Here is an 18,955-nt window from a genome sequence, read left to right as displayed (position 1 = left end):
CTCGCACGTTCAGCGGGACCGACGACTCGGCCAGCAGGTGGAGAACGACCGCAAGGGGCTCTTGGGCGAAGACGGCGTGGAACAGCCGGGAGTCGGACAGAGCCAGGAAACGCAGCGACCCCCTCGTCGCGACGTGAACGCCGGCGCCCCGTGGAACAAGCTCTTCCTCATCGGTGTCATCCCACTTGACTTGGTAGTTCGTCCCGTCATCCGCGACGACCGATCCGGCTCGGGTGCGGCGTACGCCGAACGAATCGGACACCTGGACAAGACCCTGATCTGCGCTCACAAATGCGACTGTAATGCTTGTCGTCGCGGCCGGGCGCCGACCGGAGTCAGCCCATACGGGCCAGGCTCATCGCCGTCCGCGCCCAGCGCCAGCTTGGCGGAACAACTCTGAGAGCGGATGGGCGCCCACCGATCAGCCACAAGCATCAATGTCCGGAACCCCATACGACGACGCCGGGCAGCTGGACAGCAGAAGGACGAGGCGCTTGCCGGCCGCCCGTACGGAGAGACCGGTGAGCCTGTCACTCGGCTCGAGGTCGAGTGTGAACGTGTGTTCCTCCCGGGCCGATCGAGGCCGGCCGAGCACGTTCCGCCCACCGCCGCCCGCACCGATCCCTGCCCCAGCGAGCCACCCCGGCCACCGCCTACCAGACCCGCCCGAAAGCCCGCCCCGGCCGGCAGCCCACCAACAAGACCCACGAGCGGCTCCGCCACGACCGCATCGACAAAGCAGGAAGATCACCCTGCGCTACAACGGGCAGCGCACTAAGTAGTTTCAGCGTCGGCGCCCGCAAGAAACTCATTCGCGATCGAGTAAAGGCTCTTACCCTCGTACGTCCAGGCATCGGGACCGGACAGCACCCTAAATTCGCCCGTTGCCATTTCGACGATGTTCTGCGCAAGTTTCGATGCAGACCAGCAGTCGACATCAGGTGCACCCGCCCATTTAAGAGGCTTCGCCCGGTCTCCACTCCATGTTGTCGTCGACCGATTCGGGTCCGCTTCCATCCAAGCACGCACCGCCGCAACCGATTGTGGCCGTACAAGCGTCTCGACGCTCAGCGCTAAAGTGGCGCCCTTCGGGATCAGACCGTTATCGACAATGACCGCCACGGAGCGTTGTCGACGAGACCGGGCGGCCAATTCTGCGCTGACGCCGGAGGTACCTTGTTGAACCGTTGGTCCGAGGATCCGATCTGCGATGTCGTCAATTGGGAAGATCTGTTGAAACGTGGCACAAAGTTTCCTCGACTCGTCCGGCTCTCTAAAAAGGCTGAGCTCAATACACTGGATAACGAGATCGCGAGGAGCGAGCTCGGTCAACCAGTTGACGGTAGTCATGACTTGTGAAGGAAAGCGCTCTGCGATGAGGACGATGCGAGGTCGCGTCAGCAGCTCCTCGCCCCAGTCGCCTTCGACGTGGTCGGCCAATGCCGCAAGTCCTGCTTCCGGGGTCAGGGGCGACTCTTGCGGTGACTTATTGAGATAGTCCGCGTGTACCGAGCCGAGGGATTCCTTGGTAAATCCTGCAACCAGGGCAGCGTACGTCAATGCCTGGAGATGCACGCGCTTATCGCCGTCGCGCTTAAGTTCTACGACAACGAGCTGTCCGGTGGAGTCGAGTCCGAGAATATCCAAGCGCTCTGCCGCGACCTGCCCGCCGCTGGTCGCCCAGCGATCAAACTGCTTCGTGACGATCCGTACACTGCCGCCGAGTATCTCCGGGTGGTCAACGACCCAACGTTCGAGATGCTCGACCTCAAGCAGGCCCTGTTCGGCCATGGCAGAGCGCTGGAACGGCGTTGCATCGACACCGTCAATGCGGAAGACATACGCTGCAGGGCTCATAATCACCTTCCTAGGTGTTTTAGTGCCACATGCGAGTAGAGGTTCCAGGACAGGGCTGCTAAGAGGCCACTTGCTAAGTACGGGCTTAGCTGGCCAGCACCCGCTCCCGTCGGTGCGTCGACCAGCCTTGGTCTCGCGATCATTCGACGGACCGAGGGAGCAGATCCGGCTCGGCACGCAACGCGCGAAGGCCCAAAGTCTCTTGGGCGATGCGCTGTCGCTGCTCAAGCAGTTGCGCGACTGGCTGGTGTAGATCTTGCGGCATCCAAGCAACGAGCGTGCTCGAGGCCTTGGCGCCGGTGTTCGACCTGTCTGGGCGGGGAACGCCGCGGTCAAAGATCCAGCGGTACAGCGCGGCGGCCGGTTGTAGCGGTGGCAACCGTTGGGCGTTTGCCATCGCCGCAGCGCTGACTGCGATGCGCAAGCCGGCGACGTCAAGGTCGCCTACGTAGTAGAGCGCAGTCGGCACCGGATCGAGCAGGGCCACCGCTGTAATGGAGGTAGGGAACTGGTTGCCGCAGCCCCAACCGATGTGCAGATCCGGGCGAACATCCGGGTCGAGCTGCCGGGCGGCTTGCAGGAGCGAGTGGAACGTAGCGTTGTTCTCCGCCACTAGTAGCCGTGTCGGTCCTCTTCCGGGCACGTGCTGGGAGGGGAAGGGTATGGGCGTGGGATAGCAGGCAAGGAGGTCGAGGGTCAGCACGCCGGTAGTGAACAGTCGTTTGGTCGTTTCGATGGCGAGAGCCTTCTCATCGTCGAGGATCTCCAGCGAGCGCTCCTCGAGAGGGACAGCTTCGGCGCCGCGGTTGTTCCGCAGCCAGGTAGCGATTCTGTCAAGGAGTTGGTGTTCGTCCGGCCGGGTGGCGATCGCGGCGGCTGCTTCGAGTGCTTGCGGCCAGACTCGCGGTGCCGGTGTTAACCGGACCTGGCGGGGCCCGGTCTTGCCCACCCAGAGCGGTAGGGGCGGGTTCGTCCGGTTGTCCCAACCCGAGCGTGTCTTCGGCAGCACGACGGCGCCTGCTTCGGCGAGGCCGGCCAGGGCGGCGGCAAGCCGGGTTCTTGCTGTGGGATCGCCGACGAGTGTCGGGTCGGCGGCGGTGGCGTGCCGCAGCAGTCCGTCGACCCGTACGCGGCTTGTCGGCTGTTCCGCGACATAGGTGGCGATGATGTCGCCCAGCGCTGTCGTCATGGCGACGCCTCCGTCTGGGACTGGTTTCCCCCGCCGCTGGACGATTCGTCGTGTGCGACGCGGACGCCGGTGATGAGTCGCTGGTCAGTGTTGGTAAGGGCGCCGTCCGGGACGATGTAGCGGCGGTTCCGGGTGCGACCCGGCCGGTTGTCCAGCCGGATGACGTTGGGAAACCGCGAAACGGCATCGGGGTCTTTCACCCCGGTGGTGTACACGAGCTGAACTTTGTGGGCAGCGGCGACTGTCCGCTGGAGTCCGACGAGGCTGCCGTGTGAGGCGCGGCCGATCGGGTTGTCGAGCAGCAGGACACCGCCGGAGCGGTCACGGCGTCCAGCGTTGGCGGCGCGCAGCGCCGCGATGGTGCAGTAAAGCGCGACGCAGACGGTCAGTTTTTCTCCGCCGGACCATTTGCCGAGCCGGGTGATGTCTTCCGTGGTAGGGACGAGGTCGAGCGCGGGTTTGAGGACCTTGACGGTGAAGCCTCGGGTTCCGGCCGCCTCGTGAACGGCGTCCTTGAGCAGCGGCAGTCCTTCCGGTTTGACGCCGTCGGCGATACGCCGCTCGACGACGCGGTTGACGTAGGTGCGCAGGTCGGCGTCGCTGGCGGGCGCTTCGAAGGAAATTCTGAGCATCTGTTTTCCGGCCCAGCCTCCGGTTTTCGTCGCTACTCGCGAGTACCGTTCGGCTTTGCGCAAGGTGTCGAGGGTGTTCGAGACTAGGCGGGCGAGGGAGTCGGTCACAATCGCCTGATCCTTGGCGATGTCGGCGAGTTCGCCGTCGATCATGTTCGCGCGCAGTCTGAGCTGATTCGCAAGGGTGCCCGCATGCTGCGCCAGTACTTCTTCGTTGTCGTGGACGACGCGGTCCTTTGCGGGTGTGGTAACCGCGGGATACCTGCTGCCTGTTGTCCGTAGGTCCCCGACTGCGTTCGCCCGGGAGATTGCGGCGTCGCTTGCGCGCTTCTCCGTGGCACGCAGGGCCCGTATCAGCGCCTGCTTGTGGGTCTTGGCCTCGTCGTCGGTCCCAGCGAACGGCGCGACAACCCAGCCGGCCGGGTCGGGAAGACCATCGGCGAGCAACTCAAAGGCAGTGATCCGAGCCTGATAGTGGCCCTGCTTACCCTCAAGGTCGCGGAGTTCGCCCTCTGCGGCTGTCCGCTTCTCAACGCACCCTTGGCCGATCTCATCCTGTTCAACTGCCAAAGCGTCGGACTGCTCCGCGGTGGTCGGCTCGATCAGCAATGCGCGCTTGGGCGGATCGGTGCGTCGCCTCCGAATCCTGGCGAGCGTCGCATCGTGCCGTTCGATGTCGCCGGAGGCGCGGCCGTTCCGGCCGACCGCCTCCTCCTTCGCCTTCCGGGCGGCAGCCAGTGCCGCCGCCCGAGCCGGCTTGGTCTGCCCCTCCGCGGTTACAAGCAGGGCGGCAGCACGTTGCCGGGTCTCGGCGATGACCGCGGCGAGCGCCTGTTCTTCGGTCGACAGCCCCGTGGTGAGGTTGCGCTCCCGCTCGGCGAGGACCGACTGGGAGGCCTGGACCTGCCAGTTGCGGGCAGCCTCCTGATGGCGGGCGCGGAGGACGTCGAGGGAAACCGCCGGATCGTCGGGGCTCTGCGGATCGGAGTCGAGGAATGTCAGGCCGGCGGCCTCGGTCCGGTATGCGCCGGCGGTCCTGCCCTCGGTATCGGCGAGGCTGCTCTGCTCGGTCGCGTCGTCGAGGGCATTGTTCGCCTCCTCCGTGCAGCGGTTGGCCTGATCGCGGGCGCGCTCCGATCGCGAATCAGCCTCAGCGAGGTCGCGACGCCACTGCGAGGCTGCCTCCACCTTTTGAATCAGGCTGGAAAGGCGGGCGCGAGATGTCTCGATACGGGAGATCTGTCGCTGCGTCCCCTGCTCGGCCGCTGTGTCCCCGGCCTCCGCTTCATCAAGTGCGGCGAGTTCCGCGCCAGTTTTTTCGAGTGCTGCCGCGATGCCAAGCAGGGTGTTGTCGAGGTCGTCGACGCGGCCGGTGAGGCTTTCGAGGTGCCCAGTGGGGCAGTCGGTGAGCAACTCGGCGAGCTCGCTGAGCAACGCCCGGTCGGCCGCACGCGCTTCGGACAGCCGGGACTGCTGCTCGGTGTACGTCTCGGCGCGGGCGGCGACCTGTCGCATGTGGCCTTCGGCCCAGGCAGGGTCCACCAAGCCTCGATGCAGACCGGCCCAGACCGGATCCGATTCATCGGGCCCTATCTTGATGGCGCTGACGATCGCGGCGGCAGCCTGGGCGGTGTAAACCCCGACGAGTGCCGTGGTTGCCGTGTCAACGATGGCCAACGCGGTCTCGGCCTCGTCTGCCTGGGCGGTGGGAATGACGAGACCGACGCCGAGGCGCGCGAGGTCCGGATCGGTGACCGTTTCCAGCAGGCGTGCGCTGGGTAGCAGCGTGCGCAGGTGGGCCCAACCGGTTTCGGCAGTGATGTCATATTCGGTCAGAACGGCCTGGACCCGTTCGGCGTCGAGGGTGGTGGGTAGGAGCCCGGTGCGCGCGTGTACGTCGAGGATGCGCTGGTCATCGATGCGTTCGGCCTCAAGCCGAACGAGGGCCATGTCGGTATCGACGATCGCGTCTGACAGCCGGCGGGTCAGGGTGTCCGCCTCGGCCCAGAGATCAACAGGGGCGTCGCCGGTTGCCTCGGTCAGATCCTGCACTCGTTCGCGGGCGACCAGCTTGGAAGCGCGTTCGGCAAGTGCGGCGTGTTCCTCCGCAAGCCGGGTGCGTTCCGCGTCGAGGCGGACCTGCTCGCCCGTCTGCATGGTTAGTGTGCTCATCAGTGCGCGTCGAACCGCCGGCCGCTGTTCACGACGGCTTTGGATCTCTTCCAGAACGCCCGTGAGGGTCACGTGCTGTTCGGCGAGAACGGCGTCGTGCTCGGCCGGATCGGTCTGTTCGCTTGGGAGCGCGCCGTCGCGGACGGCCGTGCGCAGGTCTGCGGTCAGCGACTCCAGCCGAGCTGTCGCGGTCGCCGCGTCCTTGTCGGCTGCCTGAGCCTGCTGGTCGGCTTCCTTCGCCGCGGCGCGGTAGGCCGCCACGTCTGCCTTCGCCACTTTGGCGGCTTCGGCAGCCGCTTCGGCTCCGGCCTGGTGTGCTCTAGCTAGAGTGTGCAGCCGGGTTCTCAGGCGCGCGCTGTGCTCGTCGTGTTCGCGCCGCAATGGCGCGGTGCGCTCGCGTTCCTCACCGGCCTCTCGCCGGGTGCGCTCCAACGCGTCCAGCAGCTCTTGCTTCTGCGCCAGATGTTCGGCTGCTTCCCATGCTTCGATGAGACCGGCGGCATCCTTTACGTCGTTATCGGCCCGGCTGAGTTGCTCCTGCGCGGCGCGCAATCGCATCTGGGCGGCACGTTCCTCGTACAGGTAGACGAGCTCGTAGGCGGCACCGCCCTCGGTCACGGCAGCAGCGCGGCGCTTCTCGATGCCGTCACGCTGCTCGGCGAGCGCCTCGATTCGGTTGTTCGCTTGGGAGACGGTCGCGGCGAAGGCGGCGGACAGCTTGGCCGCCTCGTCGACGGCCTGCTGCAGGGCGAGCGCCGCCGCGCCGACCTCCAGCTGGCAGACGTGGACGCGGTCTAGGCCCGTTGCCGAGTCGAGGCAGAAATCACGCTCGGCTGTCTTAGCGGGTTTGGTCGCGAGTAGCGACGCGATCGAGGCCAGGCGATCCGCGACGCCGATCGCGTCTTCAGGTGCGACCGTGAGATCGATGAGCAGGTCGATGAACTCGCGGGCCGACGAAAATCGGAACATGTCCTCCACGCCGCCCTCGACGTGGTTCATCTGTTTCTGCGTGCGAAATAATGCTGGGTCGAGACCTCGGCTGGTCAGCGCGGCCGTCCACTCGTGTTGCTTCTCGGCGATGACCAGATCCATGGCCTGCGGGTAGGTCGCCGCAAATTCCTTCAGAGCGGCGACATAGTCCGCCCGGTGACGCGGTTCACCGGCAGCATCGAGGATGGGAAGGCGTGGCAGGTCGAGTACGTCCGGCACCGCGTAGAACGCGTAGAAGGTCGTGTCGAGCCGGTCGCGGGCCCGGTCGGCGTCAGCGGGCCGGCGCAGGTCGGACCACTCATAGACGACACCGGTGATAAGGATACGGTCCGGTGAGCCGTCCAAGGTGTCCGAGGCGGCCGGATGCCATGCCGCGACGGTGTGTGCAGTGTCGCCGCTGTCGACATAGTCGGTGAGGCTGCGTTTGACCGTACGACCCATGAAGTCGATCGCTCTCGGCAGCAGCAGCGCATAGAACAGCGACAGCAGCGATGATTTGCCGCCACCGTTGCGCAGCCACACGACCGAATCGGCGGGGTGGCCGCTGCCGCCGTCCGGGGCGGTGAGGTCGAGCATGACGTCGGTGAAGCGGGCGGATCGTTCTCCGATCGAATGGAGCCGGAACGCGGCCAGATGATAGGTCACGCCTCCTCCCCGTTGTCGGCTGCGAAGGGCTGGCTGGCAGCCTGCGGCCGTCGGGCGATTTCCGCCAGGAAGGTGTAGGCGGGTTCGCTGGCCATGTCCTTGACGTGGATCCGGAATCGCTCGGTGAGCATCCAGGTCCCGCCGGTGCTGTCGGCACGGGCCATGCCTTGCTCCACGAGCCAGCCCAGAATGTTGCGAACCCAGTACAGGGTGCACTTGGGTGACAGCCGTCCGGAGCCACGACCTCTGTCGCCGACGAGTGTGGAGGGCATCTCGTGGTAGGCGCGCCACGCCTCGTCCAAGCCGTCGTCGGGAACCGGCTCGCCGGCGGCGTCGTGCTTCTGCATGCGCTCGCATACCGCGCGCATCCATTGCTCAAATTCGACGTCCGTGACCCGGCGGACCCGTTCCTCTTCCAGGTCGGCCGGTGCGGGGTAGGCGTAGGCGGCCACGCCGACTAGGACGAGGCCGGCCATCAATCGCCCGATCCGAGTCGCCGCGTGGGGCATGTCGCCGACCCGGAAGGCGAACGGCGACTCGGGGCTGACGCCGAGGACGAGCCCGAAATTGCCGTCGGATAAGACCTGGGCGGACAGACCGTGCAGTACGGCATCGGCGGCGATCCGAAAGTCGGACTCGGTACGGTATCGGCCGAGCACTCTGCGGTATTCCTGACTGCGTCCGGGACGCTGGGTGGGCTGTATCGCGTACGCGATCAGGGTTCCGATGTCGGTGTGATCGTTCTGTGTCAGAGTCATACCGCCTCCGCGTGTTTCCACGGATGCTCGGTGACCGGTTGCGGGGCAACGGTTGCCAAGGCCTCGGGGTGAGGGGCGATGATCAGGTCGTCGCCGTCCCAGCCCGGCAGATCGACCTTCAGGTCATCGGCGTCCGCGACGGCGCGCGGCCCGAAGATCCGTGCGGTCAAGTCGACCGATGCAGTGTGTTCGGTGTCGGTCGCCTCGGGTGCGAAGCACCACAGCGCGGCCAGCGCTAAGATCTCCGCAGCTCGTTGCCGGTCAGCGCTGCTGTCGAGGCCAGGGTCCGTCAGGGCGTCAACAAGCAAGGCCGACAGACGAGTGGGCAAGCCGGTCCTGACGACGACTCGCCGGGCCGCGTCCAGAATGTGCGGCCCGATCGTCGGCGGATCTGGATCTCCCGCCTCGTCATCGTCGTCGAGTTCACGATCATCGGCGGCGGAGTCACGGACCGCCCACAGGTCGTAGATCAGTCGGTACAGCCGGGGCAGTTTCGGAGGTCGCGGACCCGTGATGTCCGACAGCCACCTGTCGGTGATTGCCAGCGCAGTTTCGCTGTCCAGAGCGAGCAATGGGGCAAGGATCTCCCGGCTGATGTCGGGTAGGTGCCCCAGCGCCGGCGGCCGGAACGACTGCCGGTCTTGCTCCTCCAGGAACACCCCTCGGGCGGCGATAACCTGCCGGTGCAATGCGTCGTGGCGGCGCGAGCACTCGGTGAGCAGCGCGGCGATCCGAGCCGCCGCCATGGTCACCTGCTGATCATCGGATTCCAGTGACTCGCGGACCTTAGCGAGCAGGCGGTGCTCGGCCTCCATGCGGCCGGCGATGTGTTCCCGAGCCGTGGTGAGGCGTCGCGGAACGGCCGTCGCCCATTCCTGGATAACGGCGCGCAGATCCCTGCGCGTGTTCTTGATCAGCTCATGAAGGTCCTCGGCGAGCGACACCGACAGCAGCCGAGCCCGGACCGCGGCACGTTCAGCGGCATCGAACGCGCCCTTCGCCAGCTGGCGTTCCAGCAGCACTTCGTTCGCCACCTGCTCGTCCTCGACATCGAACTCCAGCCCGCCCACCAGCGCGTTAATCGCGTCTCGGGTGGCGTACAGCACGACCTCGCCCCGCACTGGGTCCTCTCGTTCAACCAGCAGCCGAAACTGCACCTGCCGTCGCTGGTGGCTCCGGGCCTTGTCGGTGAAGTCGCTGATCCTGTAGGTGAACGGCGCCTCCCGCTCGCCTCGGTTGAGAAGGGCGTCGACGGTGTGCTCGCCGATGCGGCGGTGTTCCGAAGCGGGCCGTTCCGGTGCGGTACGCCGGGCGAGTGTGGTGAGTCCACCTACGACGTCGTTGTAGGTGGCCTCCTCCGCGAAGCCCTGCTGGGCGATGACGAGATCAATGGCGGCGAGGGCGAACGTCGCGATGTCGTAGGTGGCCGCCGGCCACTCCTGCCGATTGGCGGCGATGATCGCTTCGGTGATCGGGCGCGACCGCATGAGCACCGCAACCCGCGCCGGGAAGGTGGGGTCGAAGACGGAGAGCTCCGCTGGTGCGGGTGACCCTGACACGGCGGAGCCACTGGGCCAGTCGAACAAGTCGTCCACTTATCCCCTTCCATGCGATTCCGTATTCGTACGGTAACCGTATGTCCAAGTCAATCAATGGCTATGCTGGGCCGCGGCGTGTCTGGTGACGTCCAATAGGCGACAATCACGGTTCACTTCGACGTCTGCCTGAGGGTCGCGACCATGGCACGCGACTCGGTGTGCAAGTGCCGGAGCTCTCCGGCCGTAAGAGCCAGTTCGTATCCGTGATGATGTCCGGCCCGCGACAACGCCCACCACAGATAAGCCGCCCGCTGCGCGGTCTCGGCACCGGCGTACTCCCGCAGCATCATCAGCTGCGCCCGCCGATTACGACATTCCGCCACGCTGGGAGCCATCGCCTGCCAGTAGCGGTCCAGTGCCGCCTCCAAGGCCAGACGAAGGAGCCACGCACTCGCCCGCGGCCAGAGTCCGCGAGTACCAGTGGCCGGCCTCGTCATCAGGTCGGCGGCGCTGGCCAGGTAGCTCTCGGCAGTGATCATTTCAGCCTCGCAACGAGACGAGCCACGTCGGCCACAAGCTGTTCGGGGTCGTTGACGGCGGCGCCGTGGGCGCCTTCTTTGCAGGTGCGCAGGGCGGTTGCCGCCCACCCGCCGTGCGCGGTGTTGAGCTTGCCGAAAACCTGGCCGCCGGCATCCATGTCGTTAAAGAGAGCGAGCGCGGCCACCTGCATCGTGGTGCGGGCGCGGCCGATCAGGGCATCGACATCGCGATGAGGTTCGCCGCGACCGATCCGACGGGCACGGATGATCTGGTGGAAGCGAGCTTCGAGGCCCGACCGGCAGTAGGTCACGATGACCGGCGTACGGACCTCGACAGGCATGTCCCGCGTTTTGGCCAGAGCCGCAGCGTCGTCGAGGTAGCGCTTCACCGGGTCGATGTTCTTGCGGATCTCCACCGTCGAGTTCTCCCGGCGGACGACCTCCCAGATGGTTGCGCCAATCTCGAGGCGACGGACGGCTTCCGGGAGCCGATCGTCGTGGGTGAAGACGATGATCTGACGGGTCTGCGCGAGGTCGGCGAAGACCCGGGCGAGCCCGTCCACCTTGGCGGGGTCCATGCTCTGCACCGGGTCGTCGATGATGAGGAACCGGAACGGGCTGGCGTCCGCGCTGGCGCGGGGCAGAAACACGGCCAGACCGAGAGCCTGCATCTCCCCCTGGCTCATCACCGACATCGCGCTGGTCGCGGTGCCGTCCACGTGGCCGGGAACGCGACCCGTCGCCGGGTGCTCGACCCGTCGAGTTTCATCCCCGCCAGCTCGACGTGGCTCTCCTGGCGCAGTTCCTCCCAGATCTGCTGCGACCGGGCGGCGAACGGCGCCAACTGCTCCGCGCGAAGGTTCTCGATCAGTGGCTTGTACCAGTCGAGGGCCTCCTTGACGCGCGCCAGCGGAGCCTCGTGAACACGCGCCGCGACGGCGTCGGCATGCCACTGCTGCAGTTGGGCGGCGAGGTCACGCCACTGGTCGTGACGCGCCTGCAACCAGAGGATGGCCGCTTCGCGTACCGCCGCGACCGTCTGGAGCAACGCTGGATAGGTGCTGGTGAGATGCGTGGCTACCGCTTCCGGGTCGGCATCGGCGCTGAGACCCGACCAGATGGTCCACGCCGTCCTGAGCCGCTCGCGGAGGTCGGCTGGGAAGTCCTCCGGCAGCGTCGTGGGCACTCCCGCGCCGACCGGAAGTGCCTGGACCTTCCGGCGCGCGACGGCCAGGCTCTCCATCGCGGAGCGGCGGGCAGCCGCATCGTCGCGGATGCGATCCAGTTCCGCTTGAGCTTCGGTACGCCAATGCTGGTCCAGCACGCTGGCACGGCACAACGGGCACGGGCCGCCACCGTGCGCGTCATAGTGTTCGGTGGCAGCTTCAAGCAGCCGGGCCATGCCCTCGGTGACGCTGCTGTCCGGTGCCTCCCGGACACAGACCGCAGCCGCCGTCAGCGTGTCCGCCACCGCGGTGACCTCCTCGGCCGTCGGCAACGGCGGCAGGCTGACCAGCCTCCGGTACGCCGTCACCTGAGGGTCGACGTCGTCCGTGTTGCCCAGCAGCCGGTCGACGGCGTCAAGGTCGGGCCGAGTGGACGCGAGCAGCTTGGCCGCCGCGCGGGCACGCTCGTCGTCGACCCCGCCGAGCGCCTGGCGGAGGGACTTTCGCCGGTCGGACACCGCCTTGAGCTGGGTGTCCAGTTCGCGCCTGATCTGCTTCAGCAGGCTCTCGGCGTTGGTGATCGGCTCGATGGCCAGCAGCGGCGCGAGCGCGTCGAACAGGTCGCTGGGCCGCGACGAGATGAGCCGGCCCAGATCGTTGGCGGTCAGCAGCGGGCGGTACGCCTCCAGGGGCTGGCGCCATCCGAGAGCGTCGACGTCGGCGTACGTCTGGTCGCCGTGGCGGACGTCGGCGGCCGCATCGCTGGGTTCGGCGGCGTCGTCGCGCCAGCGGCGGCGCAGGTGCACGGGTGCGGGAGATCCGTCGAGGCGCGCTGTGACTTCGATGGCCGCCTGGTCAGGATGGTGCAGGTTGCGCCAGCCCTCGCGGAAGATCCGGTTGTTCTCGGCCCAGCGCTTGCTGTCGCCGGTGAGAGAGAGCTCGACGGCCTCGGCGAAGCTGGACTTGCCCGAACCGTTGCGCCCGATGACCAGCGTCAGACCGGGTTGCGGCTGCAGATGCAGCGCGGCCTTGGCGCCGATGCCGCGAAAGCCGGTCACCGTGATGCGCTCGAGGAAGACGTGCCGCTGCTCGGCCGTCTCGGCCTCCCGGACAGGCAGGTCGGCCGGGGCACCATCAAGCACGACGCGGAGCTGGCGTTCCCCCGCGAAGGCGCCGAGAACGACCTCGGCGGTCTGATCGGAGGTGCGCTGCTCGGTCAAACGGTCGAAAAGATGCTCCAGAAGTGCGTGAGTCGTACTCACCGTCTGCTCCCATGCCGACGTTACGGTGGGCCGCCTCGGGGGAAGGCAACCTGAGGCAGTTACTGGGGATTGCTGGAACTTGCTGGGAGACTGTACGGTATCGGCATGGAACAAGTCGAGGCCCTCGATCGGCGGATCGAAGATCTGCGCACCGAGGTGCGACGGGCGCTGACCGCCGGCGACCGCGAGCGCGTCGCCAGCCTGCGAAAGCAGTTACGCCAGGCCCAGCGCGAGTGGGAAGCGCTCCTCGATGAAGAACTGGCGGACAAGACCCCGTTCGTCCCGGCTCCGCGACCCGCCTCCGGGCCACTTCTTCCCGTACGCGAACAGGTGCATCAGGCGTTGACCCTGCTCGGCGCGCCGGCGGCTCCGAAACTCGTGGTCGCCGTGCACGAGGCGTTCGCGACCGGCGAGCTGACCCCTACCAAGCTCACCAGCCTGCGGCGCGACGAGGAGCGCTCGTTCCAGTCCGCGCCGTACTCCCGCCCGTACTATCTCTGCGCCGCCCTGACCGCCGACCACCTCGCGCCGGCCCGAGGGCTGATCGCCGTCTCGTCCTGGCCCATGGCCACGCGGATCATCGGCCCGCTCAGCCTGCGCGTCGATTTCCTCACCGCCGCCAGTCGGCTTGCCGAACATCTGGAAAGGCTCGGCGAGACGGGCCCGAACGCCCGGCGGCTGCTGTGGCGCTTCGCCGCCACGATCCCGGGAGCAGCCACCAGCGCCAACGCCATGACCCCGGCCGCTGTCGCCGAGGTCGCCCAGGCCGAACTGGCCATCCACCTTGACGCCGACCGGTCGCACCGCGAAGCGGCCGCGAAGCGAGCCCTCGACCAGCTCACCCCGGCACAACAACTGTTCGGCACCCGGCTCGGTCGCGCCGCGGCCACCGGCTCCTGACCCCGCTCTCCCGTTCTTCCGCGAAGGAACGAAGATGTCCGACGACACCCCCCACCGACTCCATCGGCTGCGCGGCTCCGCTCCCGCGAAGCGGCACAACGCCCGTACGGTGGCCGCTCTGACCGGAAACCCGGGCTGCGCGCGGCGTGCCGTGCTCGACGCGGCCGGCATCGACAAGGACGCGCTGGCCAAGCAGATCGGGTTCCCGGCCAAGTTCGGCCAGTCCCAGTTCGCGATCACCCGGGGCAACTCGTTCGAGGCTCAGGTGAAGGCGAACGGGTACGCCGAGTTGCTGCGTCTGCTGCGCGAGGTCCTCGGCCTGGAGATCGAAGAGGTGGGCAGCACCGACCTTAACGACGTCGGCGGCAACGCGAGCCAGGAGGTGCGGCACACCCGCGCCCGCCAGGCCCTCAAGGCCGCCGTCGAGGGTCGCGAGCCGCTCACGTTCCTCGACCACCCGCTGCTGAGCCTCGACGTCGGCGGCAACATCGTCTACCTCGAGCCCGACCTGGTCGCCTTCCACCACGACGGCGTCCTGCACGTCGTCGAGATCAAGTCGTTCGCGATCATCGACGACCAGGCGGACGGGTCGAAGGTCGCCGCGGCTGCCCGGCAGTCGGCCGTCTACGTGCTCGCGCTGCGCCGCCTGCTTGGCGACGACAAGGTCTCGCACGACGTGGTGCTGGTGTGTCCGAAGGACTTCTCCAATCAGCCCACGGCGGTCAAGATTGACGTACGCAAGCAGCTGATCACCCTGGACCATCAGCTCACCCGTCTGGCGCGCATCGACAACCTGGTCGAGCAGCTGCCGAACGGGCTCAGCCTCGACCTCGCCACCCAAACTCCCGACGAGTTGGTGTCCGCCTTGTCCATCATGGAGGCGCGGTACGCGCCGTCCTGCCTGAACAGCTGCGAGATGGCGTACTTCTGCCGCCACGAAGCCGCCGGCTGCACGTCGGCGCTGGGCACGACGGTCCGGGAGGAGCTCGGCGGAGTCGAGTACGTCCGACGGGCGCTCGACCTGGCCCAGAGCAAGGTGGTCGCGTCGGTCGAGGAGGAAGAGGCCGCCGCGATGCTGCGTACCACGGCCCTGATCTACGGGTCGGTCGCGGCATGAGCGCGATCTCCTCATACGCCCGGGCGCTCGCGGTCGACGGCGGACGGGCGTACCCCATCGCCACCCGGCGCCATCTGCACCTGAGCGACCACCCCCTGGTCTTCGTGCCGCTCACCATGGCCGGCGAGGCCAACGCACCGCTCGCGGCGATGATCGGCACCGACCGGGACAACCCGGCCATGCTGTTCGTTCCGCAGCCGCGCAACCGCACCCTGCGGTTCACCTTCGCCGACCAGCTCGCCGACATCATCCTTCGGTACATCGAAGATCGCCCCCGCCAGGGCGTCGAGACGTACGGCAAGGAAGCCAGGACGCGCTACCTGGACGCACCGCAGATGCTGGTGCCCAACCCGGCCGGCGCCGCCTTCGTGGGCCTCTTCGGCCGCTCGACCCGCTTCCGGCGCACGACCGGCGAGTACGCCGTGTCGCCGCAGGTGCCGCTGCTGGGACGCTGGCTCACCTGGTTCGGTGAGCGGTTCGAGCACCCCGGCTCGTCGGCGCTGGTCGCCATGACGTCCGCGCTCGGCCGGCACTGGGCGACCGGGCAGAGCGCGATGGAGGACGCCAACCTCGCCGCCCTGCTGGCCTGGATCGATCCGCCCGCCGGTGTGGCTGCGACTGACGCCGCGCGCGAAGCCGAGGATCCGACGATCTGGCCGCCGGCCGGCCCCAGCACCGACCCCACCTTCGACAACGAAATCCTGGCGCCGGCGATCCGCCTGTACGACGAGGGGAAACACGAGCGCGCCCTGGCCGTGCTGGAACGCGACCTGCGCTCGCAGCTCGAGCCGACGTGGCGGCTGATGTGGCAGGCGATCGACCTGCTGCGTACGTTGCCGCCGGGCGACACGGTGCCCGTCCGCTGGACCAACGACCGCACCGAGTTCACCAGCCACCACATCTACGTCAGCGGCGGCGGCTTCCCACAGGCCCGCCGCGATGGGGCGGTGGCCGCGGCGCGCCGGCTGCAACGCTTGGAACGGGAGCAGAACGAGTACGACGCCACGTGCGCCCTCGATGACCCGCTGGTGATGGCGAGCTTCCGAGTGACCGGCGAGGCTTTCGTCGGCACGGTCGTCGAGGTCGAGCCCGACCGCAAGATCCTGTCGGACAAGGGTCGCCGCGTCCTGCGCCCGCGCGTCGTCGTCCGCACCGGCGACCCGGTTCGGCTCCTCGCCGCGACCAAGCTGCGCTCCCCCAGCCGCCCGAAGCAGGACGTCACTATCCTGAGCGTCAACGGCGACGGGGTGGAGTTGCAGATCGAGAACGGCATGGGCCGCGCCGGAACCGCCGCACCGGGCACCGTCCCGACGCTCGGCGAGGAGCTCACCTACACCAGCGTGTTCCCGGAGAGCATGCGCTCACCGGAACTGCCGCCGCCCGAGGACACGCCGTGGACCCACGGCGGGCCGCCGAAGCCGTACACGCCGACCGACGACGACGCCCGCGAGGTGTGGGAATGACTTTCGACCCCGCCTACGAGGCATCGCAGGCGACGCTGGCCATTCTGGAAGACTTCCGCTCCGGCAAGCACCGCGGCGTGGTCGTCAACTCGCCGCCCGGCGCCGGCAAATCCACGTTGGTGGTCCGAGCCGCGGCCGAACTGGTCGAGGACGGCGAACGCCTGATGATCGTCGCGCAGACGAACGAGCAGGTCGACGACCTGACCGCCGCGCTCGCCGGCCGGCTCCCATCGGTCCTGGTCGGGCGCCTGAGCAGCACCGAGTATGTGCCGTCGGCGCGCGTCGCAGGCCTGTCCAACGTCGCCTGCGACAAGGACGCCAGCAACCTTGTCGGGTGCCCGGTCACGATCGCCACCGCGGCGAAGTGGGCATACGTCAAGGACCGCTCCTGGGAGTGGGCGATCGTCGACGAGGCCTATCAGATGCGTTCCGACGCCCTACTTGCCATCGCCCGCCTATTCGAGCGAGCCCTGTTCGTCGGCGACCCCGGCCAGCTCGACCCGTTCTCGGTGGTGGAGAACGACCGCTGGCGGGGGCTCACCTGGGACCCAATGCAGTCAGCGGTGGCCGGCCTGCTCCGCAACAACGACGGCGTACCCGAGTACCAGCTACCGGTCTCGTGGCGCCTGCCGCACACCGCGCAGGACGTGATCGCCTCGGCGTTCTACCCGTTCACCGGTTTCCGCACCGGGACTGGCCCAGGTGAGCGGGAGCTGACGTTCACGACGCGGGCCCTCGGCCGGACGCCCGTGGACGCCGTGGTCGAGGAGGCCGCCGCCTCCGGCTGGGGCTATCTCGAGCTCCCCGCCCGGCACACTATGCGTACCGACGCCGAGGCGGTCGACGCCGTGGCCGCCGTGGCCCGGCGCTTCGTGGAGCGAGGCCCCGTCGCCCGGTCCGGTTCGACGTCAGGCCCGGTGACGCCGTCGCGCATCGCCGTCGGAGCCGCCCACCGAGACCAGGTCGCCGCTTTGCGGGCCGCTTTGACCGATCAACCCGACATCACGGTGGACACCGCGAACCGCTTGCAGGGCCGGGAGTACGACGTGACGGTGGTGCTGCATCCGCTGTCGGGCCGCCGGGACGCAACCGCGTTCCACCTCGAAGCGGGCCGTTTGTGTGTGCTCACGTCCCGCCACCGCCAGGCCTGCGTCATCGTCGGCCGCGCAGGCATCCACGAACTGCTCGACGCTCACCCGTCAACAGAGCCCGTCCACCTCCACGAGCCGGTCAAGTTCCCCGACGGCTGGGCCGCCAACCAGACTCTTATGACTCATTTGGAGACACACCGGATCACTAGTTGAGGCCGATCGGTTTCGGACAGCGACATGACATAGGCTCCGACATTGCGGCGCGGAGCGCACGAGAGGAACACATATGAGCAGCGGACTATGGCGGCCGGTGGCCCCTGGTGTCCACCAGCTCGGCGTCAAGCTGGAGGAGCTCACTCCGGGCACTCGCCTGGGTGGAATCGCGGCTGGTGTGGTCACCGTGGTGAACGTCAAGTGGCACGGCTCCATGGCGATCACGTTGACCTACCGCGACGATGCCGGCCGGACTAGTGAGCGGCTGCTCTACCGCGATCACGAAGCCTCCCTGTCAATGGCGGAATCGTCGCGAGCCTTCTCCTTCGATGGTGACCCCGCGCTGTTCCGGCTCGCCGCGGAAGGCCTGCGCCTCCGCATGGCAGCGCGTTTCGACCCGATGCTGGCGGTGACGACCAGTAACCTTGATCCGCTCCCTCACCAGATCAAAGCAGTCTACGGGGAGTTGCTGCCGCGAACCCCGTTGCGCTTCCTGCTCGCCGACGATCCCGGCGCAGGCAAAACGATCATGGCAGGCCTCTACATCAAGGAACTGATGTTGCGGGGGGACCTGGCACGATGCCTGATCGTCGCGCCGGGCAGCCTGGTCGAGCAATGGCAGGAAGAACTGCTCGACAAGTTCGGCCTTCGGTTCGAGGTACTCACCCGAACTCTCATCGACACAAGCCTGGACGAGTCGGTCTTCGAGCACACGCCCTTGCTGATCGCCCGAATGGACCAGCTCTCCCGCGCCGAGGACCTCCGCGAACAACTCGAGCGTTCGGACTGGGACCTGGTCGTCGTCGACGAAGCCCACCGAATGTCCGCCCACTACTTCGGCGCCGAGCTGAAGACCACCAAACGTTACGAGCTGGGCCGCCTGCTCGGTAGGGTAGCCCGTCACCTGCTGTTGATGACGGCCACGCCGCACGCCGGGAAGGAAGAAGATTTCCAGCTTTTCCTTGCGCTGCTTGACGCTGACCGCTTCGAAGGCCGTTTCCGTGACGCCGTGCACTCGATCGACACCGGCGGCCTAATGCGTCGGATGGTGAAAGAGGAACTTCTCACCTTCGACAGTAAGCCCCTCTTCCCGGAAAGAGTTGCCGAAAGCCTTCGTTACGAGCTCTCCGACGACGAGCGGGCTCTCTACGAGGCTGTCACGCAGTACGTCCGGGAAGAGATGAACCGGGCCGAACAGCTCAAGGCGGAAGGCGACGGCCGCCGCGGAAACACCGTCGGGTTCGCCCTCACCGTCCTGCAGCGGCGACTCGCATCCAGCCCGGAGGCAATCCTGCGTTCGCTGGAACGGCGCCGCCGGCGCTTGGAGCAACGCAGGCAGGAAATGCTCGAGGTCCGAAATATAGGGGAAACAGGTCTGCAGCGTCGGCTGGACGAACTTCTGGGTCGCACCCCCGAGGCCCTC

The 18,955-nt window shown here is 67.4% G+C and carries 14 protein-coding genes; 5 read left to right on the top strand and 9 right to left on the bottom strand.

Features of this window, described 5'->3' with window-relative positions:
* The 9 genes from RBH18_RS36120 to RBH18_RS36080 all read right to left on the bottom strand — a co-directional run.
* Positions 1 to 289 (bottom strand): hypothetical protein (locus RBH18_RS36120; protein ID WP_306214992.1); only part of this gene is annotated, 289 nt, incomplete at its 3' end.
* A 485-nt stretch (positions 290 to 774) separates the two neighbouring features.
* Positions 775 to 1,857 carry a PDDEXK family nuclease gene (locus tag RBH18_RS36115; RefSeq protein ID WP_306214991.1) on the bottom strand — a complete coding sequence of 361 codons (1,083 nt, stop codon included), beginning with the start codon at positions 1,855 to 1,857 and terminating at the stop codon, positions 775 to 777.
* Positions 1,858 to 1,996: 139 nt separating this feature from the next.
* Positions 1,997 to 3,046 carry a Wadjet anti-phage system protein JetD domain-containing protein gene (locus RBH18_RS36110; RefSeq protein WP_306214990.1) on the bottom strand — a complete coding sequence of 350 codons (1,050 nt, stop codon included), beginning with the start codon at positions 3,044 to 3,046 and terminating at the stop codon, positions 1,997 to 1,999.
* Positions 3,043 to 7,485: a hypothetical protein gene (locus tag RBH18_RS36105; protein ID WP_306214989.1), complete on the bottom strand. Its 4,443-nt coding sequence runs from the start codon at positions 7,483 to 7,485 to the stop codon at positions 3,043 to 3,045. The genes RBH18_RS36110 and RBH18_RS36105 overlap by 4 nt, the downstream gene beginning before the upstream one ends.
* Positions 7,482 to 8,243 carry a hypothetical protein gene (locus tag RBH18_RS36100; protein WP_306214988.1) on the bottom strand — a complete coding sequence of 254 codons (762 nt, stop codon included), beginning with the start codon at positions 8,241 to 8,243 and terminating at the stop codon, positions 7,482 to 7,484. Before RBH18_RS36100 ends, RBH18_RS36105 begins: the two co-directional genes overlap by 4 nt.
* Positions 8,240 to 9,838: a hypothetical protein gene (locus RBH18_RS36095; RefSeq protein WP_306214987.1), complete on the bottom strand. Its 1,599-nt coding sequence runs from the start codon at positions 9,836 to 9,838 to the stop codon at positions 8,240 to 8,242. Before RBH18_RS36095 ends, RBH18_RS36100 begins: the two co-directional genes overlap by 4 nt.
* Before the next feature lie 113 nt (positions 9,839 to 9,951).
* Positions 9,952 to 10,320 carry a hypothetical protein gene (locus RBH18_RS36090; RefSeq protein WP_306214986.1) on the bottom strand — a complete coding sequence of 123 codons (369 nt, stop codon included), beginning with the start codon at positions 10,318 to 10,320 and terminating at the stop codon, positions 9,952 to 9,954.
* A complete protein-coding gene (locus RBH18_RS36085) occupies positions 10,317 to 11,039 on the bottom strand; it encodes an AAA family ATPase (RefSeq protein ID WP_306214985.1) in 723 nt (240 codons plus the stop codon). Before RBH18_RS36085 ends, RBH18_RS36090 begins: the two co-directional genes overlap by 4 nt.
* Positions 11,006 to 12,862, bottom strand: coding sequence for an ATP-binding protein (locus tag RBH18_RS36080; RefSeq protein WP_306214984.1), 1,857 nt, complete (start codon positions 12,860 to 12,862; stop codon positions 11,006 to 11,008). The genes RBH18_RS36085 and RBH18_RS36080 overlap by 34 nt, the downstream gene beginning before the upstream one ends.
* Between RBH18_RS36080 and RBH18_RS36075 the strand changes: the two genes are divergently transcribed.
* From RBH18_RS36075 to RBH18_RS36055, 5 genes are all read left to right on the top strand, one after another.
* Entirely contained in the window at positions 12,854 to 13,648 is a 795-nt protein-coding gene (locus RBH18_RS36075; protein ID WP_306214983.1) for a hypothetical protein, read from the top strand. The genes RBH18_RS36080 and RBH18_RS36075 overlap by 9 nt on opposite strands.
* Positions 13,649 to 13,682: 34 nt before the next feature.
* Positions 13,683 to 14,765 (top strand): hypothetical protein, encoded by a 1,083-nt coding sequence (locus tag RBH18_RS36070; RefSeq protein ID WP_306214982.1) that lies wholly within the window; start codon positions 13,683 to 13,685, stop codon positions 14,763 to 14,765.
* The gene (locus RBH18_RS36065) at positions 14,762 to 16,228 is read left to right on the top strand and encodes a hypothetical protein (RefSeq protein WP_306214981.1); all 1,467 of its coding nucleotides are present in this window, start codon (positions 14,762 to 14,764) and stop codon (positions 16,226 to 16,228) included. The genes RBH18_RS36070 and RBH18_RS36065 overlap by 4 nt, the downstream gene beginning before the upstream one ends.
* A complete protein-coding gene (locus RBH18_RS36060) occupies positions 16,225 to 17,532 on the top strand; it encodes an AAA domain-containing protein (RefSeq protein ID WP_306214993.1) in 1,308 nt (435 codons plus the stop codon). Before RBH18_RS36065 ends, RBH18_RS36060 begins: the two co-directional genes overlap by 4 nt.
* Positions 17,533 to 17,605: 73 nt before the next feature.
* Positions 17,606 to 18,955, top strand: a 1,350-nt coding sequence (locus RBH18_RS36055; RefSeq protein WP_306214980.1) for a DEAD/DEAH box helicase, incomplete at its 3' end; no start/stop codon positions are given.

Source organism: Actinoplanes oryzae (assembly GCF_030757795.1).
In the GTDB taxonomy this organism is placed as follows: Bacteria; Actinomycetota; Actinomycetes; order Mycobacteriales; family Micromonosporaceae; genus Actinoplanes.
The sequence above is the reverse complement of the archived record's forward strand: the minus strand, read 5'-3'. Positions and strand labels throughout refer to the sequence as shown.

Coding starts and splice junctions, on each gene's coding strand:
- RBH18_RS36115 (WP_306214991.1), bottom strand. CDS start 1,857: ATGAGCCCTGCAGCGTATGTCTTCCGCATTGACGGTGTCGATGCAACG.
- RBH18_RS36110 (WP_306214990.1), bottom strand. CDS start 3,046: ATGACGACAGCGCTGGGCGACATCATCGCCACCTATGTCGCGGAACAG.
- RBH18_RS36100 (WP_306214988.1), bottom strand. CDS start 8,243: ATGACTCTGACACAGAACGATCACACCGACATCGGAACCCTGATCGCG.
- RBH18_RS36090 (WP_306214986.1), bottom strand. CDS start 10,320: ATGATCACTGCCGAGAGCTACCTGGCCAGCGCCGCCGACCTGATGACG.
- RBH18_RS36075 (WP_306214983.1), top strand. CDS start 12,854: ATGGAACAAGTCGAGGCCCTCGATCGGCGGATCGAAGATCTGCGCACC.
- RBH18_RS36070 (WP_306214982.1), top strand. CDS start 13,683: ATGTCCGACGACACCCCCCACCGACTCCATCGGCTGCGCGGCTCCGCT.
- RBH18_RS36065 (WP_306214981.1), top strand. CDS start 14,762: ATGAGCGCGATCTCCTCATACGCCCGGGCGCTCGCGGTCGACGGCGGA.
- RBH18_RS36060 (WP_306214993.1), top strand. CDS start 16,225: ATGACTTTCGACCCCGCCTACGAGGCATCGCAGGCGACGCTGGCCATT.